Annotated in this window: 6 protein-coding genes; all 6 read right to left on the bottom strand. The window is 72.1% G+C overall.

What is annotated here, in order from left to right; all coding sequences use genetic code 11:
- Positions 1–1,440 carry a family 43 glycosylhydrolase gene (locus LX88_RS23335; RefSeq protein ID WP_258949932.1) on the bottom strand — a complete coding sequence of 480 codons (1,440 nt, stop codon included), beginning with the start codon at positions 1,438–1,440 and terminating at the stop codon, positions 1–3.
- 11 nt (positions 1,441–1,451) lie between these two features.
- The gene (locus tag LX88_RS23330; protein ID WP_258949931.1) at positions 1,452–2,819 is read right to left on the bottom strand and encodes a glycoside hydrolase family 43 protein; all 1,368 of its coding nucleotides are present in this window, start codon (positions 2,817–2,819) and stop codon (positions 1,452–1,454) included.
- 229 nt (positions 2,820–3,048) lie between these two features.
- The gene (locus tag LX88_RS23325; protein ID WP_258949930.1) at positions 3,049–9,246 is read right to left on the bottom strand and encodes a type I polyketide synthase; all 6,198 of its coding nucleotides are present in this window, start codon (positions 9,244–9,246) and stop codon (positions 3,049–3,051) included.
- Positions 9,247–9,306: 60 nt separating this feature from the next.
- Positions 9,307–10,488 (bottom strand): geranylgeranyl reductase family protein, encoded by a 1,182-nt coding sequence (locus LX88_RS23320; RefSeq protein WP_258949929.1) that lies wholly within the window; start codon positions 10,486–10,488, stop codon positions 9,307–9,309.
- Positions 10,489–10,528: 40 nt separating this feature from the next.
- The gene (locus tag LX88_RS23315) at positions 10,529–11,551 is read right to left on the bottom strand and encodes an ABC transporter permease (RefSeq protein WP_258949928.1); all 1,023 of its coding nucleotides are present in this window, start codon (positions 11,549–11,551) and stop codon (positions 10,529–10,531) included.
- Entirely contained in the window at positions 11,548–12,201 is a 654-nt protein-coding gene (locus LX88_RS23310) for an ABC transporter ATP-binding protein (protein ID WP_258949927.1), read from the bottom strand. Before LX88_RS23310 ends, LX88_RS23315 begins: the two co-directional genes overlap by 4 nt.
- Positions 12,202–12,217 lie beyond the last annotated feature (16 nt).

Here is a 12,217-nt window from a genome sequence, read left to right as displayed (position 1 = left end):
TCACTCCAGGACGAACGTCGCGTCCGCCCGTCCTTGCGCGTCGGTGACCGCCTGCAGGTAGAGCAGTCCACCGCTGGCGCGGATGTGGCGGCCGGGGAAGTTCGCAGACTCGAACGACACCGCCGAACTCGCGGCGAGCCCGGCGCGTTGCGTGAAGCTGGCGTCGTTGCGGAACAGTGTGCTGCCGTCGCCGCGGTCGACCCACAGCTCGTTGTTGCGGTGCCGCAGGTAGTAGCCGGGGAAGTTGGCCGACTCGAGCGACACCGTGCCGGAGCCCGCCAGCCCCGTGACGAGCTTGAACTGGGAGTCGGCCAGCGGGGCCACGCCTGCCTCCACGCGTGCGCGGTACTCCCAGTGCCGCACGAAGCGGTCGGTGGCGGCGTAGGACCGGAGCCTGACGGGCGTCGGCCCGTCGGCGACCGGGATGCCGAGGTCCGGTGTGCCGTCAGCCTTGTAGTAGACCTTCTGCACGCGGGTGCGGCGGTTCGGGTCGTTGAGCGGGTCGCCGCTGATGTCCCGGTAGTTGCGGTCGTGGTAGACCATGACGTCGCTGCTGCCGTCCTCGGACACCGTGAACGAGTTGTGGCCGGGTCCGTACTGGCCGGTCGCGTCGTTGCTGGTGAAAACGGGGCTGGCACCCTTGGTCCACGACGCCGGGTTGAGCAGGTCCGCCGAGGCTGAGGCGGTCAGCAGGCCGAGGCAGTAGTTCGCGTCGGTGGCGCTGGCCGAGTAGGTCAGGAAGACCTTCCCGTTGCGCTGCAACACCGCCGGTCCCTTTGCGACCTTGAACCCGCGGGTCTCCCAGGCGAGCGACGGCACCACCAGCCGCGTCACCGTGCCGGTGATCGTCCACGGGTTCGCGCCCATGCGGGCGAGGTAGACGTTGGAGTTCGTGGCGATGCCCGGTTCCTGCTGCGCCCAGGTCAGGTAGCGCACGCCGTTGTGCACGAACGTGGAGGCGTCCAGGGAGAAGGTGTCCCACCCGGTCGTGACGCGGCCGCGCTCGGTCCACGACCCGGTCAGCGGGTTGGCGCCCGAGGTCTCCAGCACGTACATCCGGATGCGCCAGATGTCGTCGCTGCGGCCCGCCGCGAAGTAGACGTACCACTTCCCGTTGATGAAGTGGATCTCCGGTGCCCAGATGTGGGCGGCCATCTCGCCGCTGGAGTGCTTGCGCCAGATCACCGTCTCCTGCGCGGAGGCCAGTCCCTGGATCGTGGTCGCGCGGCGCAGGACGATCCGGTCGTACTCCGGAACGGTCGCGGTGAAGTAGTAGAAGCCGTCGGTGTGCTTGAAGATGTGCGGGTCGGCGCGCCGTTCCGCGATCGGGTTGGTGTACCGCACCGCGGGCGCCGCACCCGCCTGCGGCACGGGCATCCCGGCCACGCAGGTGACGGCGGCGAGCGCCAGCACGGCCAGGCGGAGGAGAACGGTCTTCATCGACTGTCCTTTCAGGCCAGTGGCGCGGTGACGGTGAACGACGCGTCGCCGGCGAACGCCGAGCCGGAGGTGCGCCAGTCGACGCGCAGCTCGTGGTCGAGGTGGCGCAGGTAGCGCCCGGGGTGGGAGTAGGACTCGAACGACGTGCTGCCGCCGCCCGCGAGACCGGCCCGGCCGCAGAAGGTGGCGTCGCGGGCGAACGTCGCGTCACCGCTGTTGGTGTCCAGCCGGACGCGGAAGTCGTAGTGCCGCAGGTAGCGGTCCGGGAAGTTCACCGAGCGCAACGAGTAGCAGGCCGCGTTCGCCAGCCCGGCCACGACGGTGAACGTCGCGTCCCGGCGCACCGGCAGCGCGCTGGACGAGCTCACCGGCTCGACGTAGCCGAGGTTGTCGCGGTGGCGGGCGTACCGGTCGGGCAGGTTGGCTGAGCGCAACGACCGGGCGCCCGTGGCCACCGCCGTGCCGTCGCCGGAGTCCTCCCGCAGCACGGTGAAGTGCCGCGCGGTGCCGGACAGCCCCGCCAGCTCGACCTTGGCACCGAAGCTGGTGAGGTTCGTGCTGTCGGCGTAGAAGTACCGCCGCTGGCCGTACTGGTCGAAGTAGATCCGCCACCGGCCGTCGGGCAGCCGCACGAGCGCGGGCCCTTCGAGCCCGGAACCCCAGCCCGCCCAGTTGCCCGTGCCGACGAAGGTCCACGGCCCGTTCAGCGAGGTGGCGGTGGCGTGCTCGATGTACTTCGTGGTCTCGTTCTTGAGGAAGTTGTGGTACGTCCCACCGACCTTGACCAGGAAGCTGTCGATGTAGTTGGCCGGGACGCCGAGCGCGACCGGACTGCTCCACGCCGACAGGTCCGCGTTCGCCGCGGTGATCCGGTACGGCCTGAACTGTCCCGCCGTTCCGGCCGTGGACGCGGAGAAGACCACGTGCACGCTGCCGTCGGAGTCCTTGAACCACTCCGGCGCCCAGGTGCTGCCGGTAGCCCCGTTCAGTCCTACCCGGACGTTGCGCAGGAACGTCCAGTTCACGTAGTCCGCGCTGCGGGCGAAACCGATGGTGTCGCCCGTCCAGTTCGTCGTGTGGACGAGGTAGTAGTAGCCGTCGGTGTGCCGCAGGACGCTGGGATCGCGGATCAGTCCCGACGGCGGCGTGTAGGCGTTGGCCCTGACCTGGGTGAAGCTGGTCGCGTTCGCCGAGTCGAAGACGTACATGTTCGACTCGCTGCTGTTCGTGAACGCGGTCATCACGTAGTGCGGCACAGGGCCGGCCGCCGATGCCACCGGACTGGCGACGACAGCCGACCCGGCGGCGAACGCGGCCGTGACGGCGATGAGCACGCGCCTTCTGAACGAACGGACGGCACGCGGCAGGGGGAAACGCATGGACCGGCTCCTAGCGCCATTGAGAGGAGGGCTCCGGACGTGAGCGTTAACACTATGTGGCAAGGCTGCTCTGGATGGCAATGGCGCTTACGCGAGCTGGCGTTGAGTTAGCGATAACAACGAGGTCCGGCGACTGCGGTCGAAAATTCACCGCGCGTCGTTCGACGAAAATTCGACGATTCACGCGCCGCCGGCCCGGCAGGGAGGCGCACGCCGCTGTTCCCGAGGATCACCCGTTGCCGACGAGCGCTTCCAGCGACGAGTCGATGTGGCCCGCGAGTTCGGCGGGGGACGGGTGCGCCCACACCTCGGCGGGACTGACGGGGACGTCCAGGTCGGTGCGCAGCCTGCGGGTGAAGGCCACGGCGAGCAACGAGTCGAGGCCGAGGTCGGTGAACTTCGCATGCGTCGCCACGGCGGAGGGTTGGGTGCCGAGCAGTGCGGCGAGGACGTGCACCACGGCGTCCTGTGCCATGCGGGCCCGCGCCGGACCGGGTTGCACGGCGCGCAGGTCGAGGGCCGGTGTCGCTGCGCGCTCGGAGGTGCCGCCGGTGCGCAGGCCGGCCAGCAGCGGGTTGTCCAGCGCGTGGGGGAAGGCGCGGAACAGCAGCTCGGGCTGGTAGTCGAGCACCCCGGTGTTGACCCGCTGGTGCCGCAGCAACGCGGTCAGCGCGGCGAACCCGTCCGCGGTGGAGATGGTGTCGAAGCCGCGTGCGGCGAAGTCCGTCGCCCGGCCAGCCTCACCCCAGGCTCCCCAGTTCACCGACAGGGTGGGCAGCCCCTGGTCGTGCCGCCACCGGGCGAAGGCGTCCACCCACGAGCCCGCCACCGCGTAGTTGGCCTGGCCGGGGTTGCCCAGCAGCGCCGACATGGACGAGAAGATCACGAGCCAGTCCAGTGGCAGGCCTTCGGTCGCGTGGTGCAGGTTCAGCAGGCCGGTGACCTTGGGGTGCCACGCCCGCGCCAGGTGGTCCGCGGTCATGGCTTCCAGCGGGGAGTCGTCGAGCACCACGGCGGTGTGCAGCACTCCGCGCAGGTCCGGCCCTGCCGCCGCGACCAGGCGCCGGGCCGTCTCCGGCTCGGTGATGTCGCCGCGCACGACCTCCACCTCGCACCCGGTGGCCGCGACCGCGTCCAGCGCGGCGGCGGCATCGGGCGCGAGGTCGCCGCGTCCACCGAGGACGACCCGGCCCGCACCGGACTCCGCCAGCCACCGGGCCGCCTCCAGTCCCAGGCCCCGCGTACCGCCCGTGACGATGTAGGCGGCCCCGCCACGCACTACGCTCGTGAGGGCGGGTGCGTGCACGCGCAACCGTTGGCCGGCAGGGGGAAAGATGAGGGTGACGCGGCCGATGAGGTCGCCGGAGGCCAGTCGCTTGAAAGCCTCCGCCGCCTCGGGCAGGGGGACGAACGCACTGGGCAGCAGGGGCAGCCGGCCGGCCGCGATCTCGTCGAGCACCCGCAGCATCGCCGCGCGGAACACGGCCGGTCGCTCGTTCGCGGTGAGCACCAGGTCCAGGGCGATGTAGGTGTTGCCGTGCCGGAACTTGCCGAGGTCCACGCGCGCGCCGTCGTACAGGTCGCGCTTGCCGATCTCGACGAAGCGCCCGGCCGGGGCGAGCAGGTCCAGCGAAGCGCGCATGGCGGGCCCGGTCAGCGAGTTGAGGACGACGTCGGCACCACGTCCGCCGCTGGCTTCCCGCACCTGCTCGGCGAAGTCGAGGGTTCGAGAGTCGAACACGTGCTCCACGCCGTGCTCACGCAGGTAACGGCGCTTGGACTCGGTGCCGGCGGTGGCGATGACCGTGGCCCCGAGCAGCCGGGCGACCTGGATCGCGGCGAGCCCGGTGCCTCCGGCGGCGGAGTGCACCAGCACCGTCTCGCCTTCACGCAGTCGGGCGAGGTCGTGCAGCGAGTGCCAGGCCGTGATGTAGGTCAGCACCGACGGGACGATGGCGACGGGGTCGAAGCCTTCGGGGATGCGTGCGGTCAGCCCGGCATCGGCCAGGCAGTAGGAGGCCATCGACCCGCTGCCGTCCGTGATCACGGTGGTGACCTGGTCGCCGGGCTCGAGGTCCTCGACGCCGTCACCGACCGCCAGCACCACCCCGGCGGCGTCCGAGCCCAGCGCGGGCAGGCTGCCGTCGTCGGTCGGGTAGATGCCCAGCGCGATCAGCACCTCGCGGAAGTGCACGGTGCACGCGACCGGTCGCAGCAGTACCTGTCCCGGCCCTGGGGCGGGCACCGGCTCGCCGGTCGCGACCAGGCTCAGCCTGTCCAGGCCCCCGTCCTGGTGCGGGCACAGGACGAACTCGTCCTCACCCGCGACCACGTCGACCTGACGGGTGGTCCGCGGCGGCCGCACGGCCAGCGGCGCACGCGTCATCCTGGCCACGTACCGCTGCCCGGCGCGCCAGGCGATCTCGGTCTCGGCCGTCCCCGCCACCAGCTCGGCGACGACGTCGGCCAGGTCCTCCGCCGTGCCGGTGTCGCCGTCGACCCAGCTCACCTCCGACTCGGGCTGTTCCACGGCGGCCACGCGCAACAGCCCGCGCAGCGCACACACACCGGGGTCGGCCGGATCGCCGTCGAGCACCGGTCGCGCGTTGCGGCTGACCAGCCACAGCCGGGACGGCGAGTCGTGCCGTCCGTGCTCGCGGACGAGAGCGGTCACCTTCGTCAGGCGTTCCAGGTCGTCGAGGGCACCCGTGGCGCACCACACGACCGCCGCGGCTTCGGGAACCGCGGACGTGTCGTGGTGGAGCTCGGCGCGTAGCCCTGCCTCCGTCAGCGCCGCGACCATCCGCTCGGCGACGCCGTCGTGGTCACCCGGTTCGCCGATCACCGCCCAGGTGCCGTCCGAGTGCGCCGGCTGCTGTTCCGGCAGGGGGACGGAGAGCCAGGCGATCTCGAACAACCTGGCGTTGAGCTTCGCGCTGTCGGCCGCGGCCTGGGTGTTGCGCACGAAGCCGACGTCCTCGATCGCGCCCACCCACTCGCCGGCTTCGTCGTAGAGGTCGGCACGACCGGTCGCGGTGGTGTCGTCGCGCCTCACTTCGGCGCGTGCCCACGCGATGCGGCCGGGCTGGGCGGGCAACACGACCTCACCGATGCCCGTGGGCAACCAGGGCCCGTCACCGTCGCCGGGTTCGTCACCGCGAGCGAGGCAGGCCGCCACCGACAGGACACACCCGTCCATCAGCACGGGGTGGACGCGCGGGGCCCCGGTGCGGATCTCGGCGTCGGTGGGCACCTGCAGGCGGACCACCCCGTCGTCCGTGGTGGCGGTGATCGAGTGGAAGGCCGGACCGGTGTCCAGGCCGATCCGGCGGAACGCCGCGTAGAGGGCGTCCAGATCAGCCGGGGAGTCCGGGATCGGCAGCGCGGGACGGAGATCGGCCGCCCCGTCGCCCCGGAGGGCCGTCGCCGCGGCGATCCGGTCCCACCCGCCGCCGGTGTGCTGGACGACCTCGACGTCCACGCGGTGCCCGGTCCTGGTGGCCGCGACCTGCAGGGGCACGGAGGCGGCCAGCGGCAGCGCGCGCTCGAACCGGACGCCGGTCAGGCGGATCTCGTCGGTGCCGCAGCCCAGCAGGTCGGTGGCCACGGCGAGGGCGAGTTCGACGTGGGCGGCGCCGGGCACGAGCGGGGTGCCGCGCAGGGTGTGCTGCGCCAGCCACTCGGCGCGATCCGTGCCGAGGTCCGCGCTCCACACGTGCCGGGTGCCGTCCTCGGCCTCGGGATCCGGTACGGCCGACCGGTCGCCCAGCCACATGTGCGCCGCCGCACCGCGTGACCCGCGCACGGGGTCCTGCCAGTACCGGGAGCGGTCGAAAGCTGTGGGCGGCAACGGGATCCGCGTGCCACCGCCGTTGACGGCGACGAGGTCGACCGGCACGCCCGCCACGTGCAGCGCGGCGGCGGCGCGGACCATCGACTCGTGCCCGCCCCGGTCCCGGTCGAGCGAACCCACCGCCACCACCGGTGCTCCGAGCGCCGCGGCGTTCTCCTCCACGGCCTGCGTCAGCAGCGGATGCGGTGCGAGTTCCAGGAACACGCGGTGCCCGTCCTCGACCAACGCCTTGCAGGCCAGGTCGAAACGCACCGGCGCGCGCAGGTTCCGCGCCCAGTACGCGCTGTCGAAGACCACCGGTTCCCGCGGATCTCCCGCCGTGGAGTAGAACGGCACGACCGCCGGTGTTCCCGGCAGCCACGACGTCCGCTCGGCGATCTCGGTGAGGATCGGGTCGACCTGCGGGGAGTGCGCGGCCACCACGACGGCGACCTGCTTGCAGAACACACCTTCGTCCTGCCAGCGGCGCATCAGCCCGGCAACGGCGGGACCGCCGCCCGCGACGACGGTGGTCGCCGGGGCGGTCACCACCGCGACCGACACGCCGGGGACGCCGGCGATCCCGGCCTCGACGCGCTCGACGGGCAGCGAGACCACGGCCATGCAGCCACCGGCGACGCGCTGGAGCAGGGACGACCGCGCGATCGTGATGCGCATGCCCTCCTCGGGCGTCACCATGCCCGCCGCCACCGCGGCGGCCGCTTCGCCCATCGAGTGGCCGACCACGGCGGCCGGGCGCAGGCCCCTGGCCCGCCACATCTCCGCCAGCGCCGTCTGGACGGCGAAGAGCACCGGCTGGACCACGTCCATCCGTTCCAGCGGTTCGCCGGAGGCCAGCAGCCGCCGCACGGGCACGCCCGCGGGCGCGGCGACGGCGTCGAGGCGGTCGATGGTGCGGGTGAAGGCGGGATCGTGGTCCAGCAGGTCGCGGCCCATGCCCGGCCACTGCGAGCCGTGGCCGGAGAACACCCACACCGGCATGCCGGGATCGGTCGTCGGTCCTGAGAGGACACCGGGGTGGTCCTGTCCGGTGGCCACCGCGCGCAGGGCGTCCAGCAGCCCGTCGCGGCCGGCCGCCACCACGCAGGCGCGGGTGGACAGGTGGCTGCGGTGCGCTGCCAGGGTGTGCGCGACGTCGGCGGGGGAGTGGTCGGAGGCCTCCACGTGCTCGGCAAGGCGGCGGGCCGTGGCCGTGAGTCCTCCCGGTGAGGCGGCTGAGAGGGCGTGGACCACGATCCTGTCCGGCCGGTCCTGCGAGGGCGGCTCGGGTGCGGGTGGCGCCTGCTCGACGATGGCGTGCGCGTTCGTGCCGGTGACGCCGAACGCCGACACGCCCGCGCGGCGAGGCCGGCCAGGGTCGTCCCAGGCGGTGGTGGCCGTGGGCACGACGAAACGGGTGCCGTCCGCGTCGATCGCGGGGTTCCAGCGGGTGAAGTGGAGGTTCGCCGGGATGGTGCCCCGCTGCACCGCCAGCGCGGCCTTGATGAGCCCGAGCACCCCCGCCGCGCTCTCCGGGTGGCCGATGTTGGTCTTCAGCGAGCCCAGGGCGCAGGGGCGGCCGGAGGTGCCGTAGGCGTCGGTCAGCGCGGCGAACTCGATCGGGTCGCCGACCGGTGTGCCGGTGCCGTGCGCCTCCACGTAGCCGATGTCGTCCGCGGTGACGCCCGCCGAGCGCATCGCCGCCCGGATGACCGCGTGCTGGGCGCCGCGCGACGGCTGGGTGATGCCCTGCACCCGCCCGGCGTGGTTGATCGCCGTCCCCGCGATCACCGCGAGCACCCGGTCCCCGTCGCGTTGCGCGTCGGCCAGCCGCTTCAACGCCACCACCCCGCAGCCCTCACCGCGCACGAAGCCGTCCGCGCTCGCGTCGAACGCCGCGCACCGGCCGCGTGAGGACAGTGCGCCGGCGCGGGCGAAACCGACGAGCCCGCCCCATTCGAGCTGCACGGTCACGCCGCCCGCCAGGGCGAGGTCGGCCTCCCCGTTGTGCAGGGCGCGGCACGCCAGGTGCACGGCGATCAGGGACGAGGCGCACGCCCCGTCCACGGCCAGGGACGGCCCGTTGACGTCGAGGATGTAGGAGATCCGGCCGGGCGCGCCCGACGGGATCGCCGAGATGCCGTGGTAGACGTTGAAGTCCGCCATCGTGAACCGCTTGGCGTAGTCGGCGCCGGAGATGCCGACGAACATGCCGGTGCGCGACCCCGCCAGCGAACGCGGCGGCACACCGGCGTCCTCCAGCGCCTCCCAACTCGCCTCCATCAGCAACCGGTGCTGCGGGTCGACGCTCGCCGCCTCGCGGACGGGCACGCCGAAGAAGCCGGGGTCGAACAGGTCGACCGCGTCGAGGAAGGAACCGCTGCCCAGCGCTCCCGAGCCCGCGAGGTCGGCCGGGACCACGCGCTCGTCGTCGGACCACCGCCGGCCGGGGCCGGACCCGGTCACGACGTCACGCCGGTCCAGCAGGAGCTGCCACAGCTCTTCCGCCGACGTGACCCCGCCGGGGGTCCGGCACGCCGTTCCGATGATCGCCACCGGCGTCTGCCGGTCACTGCCTGCGTGGTCCTCGTGCATGGTGAGTCCTTCTGGTGTCTCGGTCCCCGGTCGGAGAACTTCGGAGAGCGGTCCCCGCCGTCAGGCGAAGAGGCCCGCCACCTTGAGAGCCGTGCGGGCGACGGGCGTGCCGAGCAGCGCCGGGATCGTGGTGTCACCGCCGAGGTACGAGTCGACCCTCCGCCACACCGGCGGGAACGCGGTCAACGCGGTGTGGACCACGCCGGGACGTTTGGTGAAGACGTTCATGACCTCGCGGGAGGCGAGCATCTCGACCTCCAGGGTGGAGCGCACCGCGCTGGTGTAGGCGCCGAGCGCCCGTTGCGCGTCCGCCGGGCGCTCCGCCCGTGCGATCTCGGCGGCGGCCTTCCCCGCCCACGTGCCCGAGCGCAACGCGAAGGAGATCCCTTCCCTGGACCACGGATCGCACAGCGCGGCGGCGTCGCCGGCCACGAGCGTGCGGCCGCGCCCCAGCGGTGAGTCAGGACGGCGGCACCGGGTCAGGTGTCCCGTGTCGTGCAACGGGGTCAGGTGCGCCAGACCGTGGCGCCGCAGGAACTCCCGCAGGTAGGCCTTCGTGGCCTCGCCCCGCCCGCGCGTGGCGACCACACCGGCCGTGCAGATGTCGCCCTTGGGGAAGACCCACCCGAACGAGCCGGGCAGCGGCCCCCACTCCATCAACATGCGGCCGCGCCACCTCGCCGCGTCGCCGGGGCCGACCGGGACCTCGACCTCCAGCGCCAGGTCCACCTGCTCGCAGCGGACACCGACGTGACGGCCCACCCGTCCCGCGCTGCCGTCCGCGCCCACGACCGCACGCGCGCGGATCCGTTCGCCGCCACCGATGCGGACGACGACCTCGCCGTTCTCGTCCTCCAGCGCCGACACGGAGGTCTGGTCGCGCACGACGGCACCGGCGCGGGCGGCCGCCTCGGTGAGTGCGGCGTCCAGCTCGTCGCGGAACACCATCTTGCAGCGCGTTCCCCCGGTGGAGGCGACGGTGCGTTCACGGCGCCCGTTCCAGCCGAACGTCACGGAGTCGATCTCGTCGCGGACCGCGACCTCGAGCCCGGCGGGCAGGTACGCCTGGGAACACCCGATCAACCCGCCCCCGCAGGTCTTGTACCGCGGCACGGCGGCACGTTCGAGCAGCAGCACACCGCATCCCGCTTCCGCCGCCACCCTGGCGGCGGTGGCTCCGGCGGGGCCCGCCCCGACGACCACCACGTCCCACGGCTGCCCGTTGAACCGATCCGCTGACATCTGATCACCGTTCCTGAGTGGAGGGTCGAACGTGGAGTGGTCAGGACGCGCCGGGTGCGGTCATCCGCACCGCTCGGGCCTTGCGGACCCGTTGCTGTGGAACGGTCCTGTCGCAGGACGCCGGACAGCCGGGCAGCTGGGAGCACAGCAGGATCGGGCCCGCCGTCGACTCGATCGACAGGGTCCCGTCGGCGCGGGACGTCACGACGACCGACGCGGTCTGCGTGGCGGGGGACGTGATGTGGCCGGCGTGGTCCTTGGTGCGCCAATGGAACACGGTCACGCTCACGAGACCGAACAGCAGAAGCCACAGCAGGCCTAGCAACGCGTGGCCGATCGCGCCGTCGTCGGTGAACCCGGCGACGGCCGCGGCCTGCATCGAGCCGTAGGTCGGCAGCAGCCGCACCGGGCCGAGGTCGGCGGAGGGGTTGATGATCGGGTTCTGCACCATGACATCGATCAGGCTGACCATGATGATGACGAACATGCCCGCCAGCTCGCTCGACAGCGCCAGGCCCAGCACCATGCCCAGTCCGCCGTACGTCAACGCGCTGGTGAACAGGCTGAACCCCACGAGCGCGGGCTGACGCGGTTCCCAGAACAGGTCCATGACGACCGCGGCGTAGACGGCCGTCGGCATCGAGACGAGGACGAGGGCGACGAACTTGGCCGCCAGCATGCTCAGGCGCGGATGTCCCGCGAGCACCAGCCGCTGGTCGAAATCGCTGGAACGCCGCACGGACGCGAACTGCATGAAGCCGATGATCAGGGTGACGGCGTTGATCACCGCCGAGATCATGGCCAGTTCGTTGGCGTCGACCCGCATCGCGTGGCCGAGCACGCGGGAGTGGAACTCGACGGTGTTGTTGGGGATGACCGTGTGGACCACGCCGAGCCAGACGGGGATGAAGCACACCACCAGCCCCAGCGCGAGGTGGTTGCGGGCGTGCTGGGTGACCTCGAAGCCGATGGCCTTGAGCAGCTTGGCCCACCACGTGGTGCGCCCGTCCAGGGACCGCCTCGCCGCGCGCAGGTCCGCCAGCACGGCGGTCGCCGGCCTCACGGCGCCACCTTCCTGCCGGCGGTGTGCCGCGCGGTGGCCTTCTCGGCGTGGACCTGCCCGTCCCGCAGCCTGTGCAGCCGGTCGAACCGCTTGATGTCGTGGGCGATGTGGGAGATCACCAGCACGGACTGGCCCCTGTCGCACAGTTCCCGGGTGATGGCCCAGAACGCGAGGTAGTTGTCCCAGTCGAAACCCTGGTAGGGCTCGTCCATGAGGACCACGCCGGGGTCGTGCATGAGCGCGAGGACGAGGTTGAGCTTCTGCTTGGTGCCGCCGCTGAGCAGGCCGGCCTTGCGGTTCAGGTAGCGGGTCAGGTCCAGGCGCTCCACCAGTTCGTGGGCGCGGGTGAGGGTGGCGAGCTGGTACGCGCTCTGGAAGTAGCGCAGGTGTTGTTCCACCGTCAGCTCGTTGTTGACGACGATGCGCTGCGGGCAGTAGCCGAGGCGGCCCCTGTGCACGACGCTGCCGCTGTCGGCTCTGAGCTCACCGGACAACACGCGCAGCAGCGTGGTCTTGCCGGCGCCGTTCTCGCCGATGATCCCCATGATCTCTCCTGGTCGCAGGGAGAACTCGACACCTCGTAGCACCTGGTGCGAGCCGAACGCCTTGTACAGTCCCAATGCCTGCAGGGTGAAGTCCTCAGAGGACACCGCGCTCCCTTCGAAG

Origin of the sequence: Lentzea californiensis, from assembly GCF_024648825.1 — a bacterium.
Classification (GTDB): domain Bacteria; phylum Actinomycetota; class Actinomycetes; order Mycobacteriales; family Pseudonocardiaceae; genus Lentzea; species Lentzea californiensis.
The sequence above is the reverse complement of the archived record's forward strand: the minus strand, read 5'-3'. Positions and strand labels throughout refer to the sequence as shown.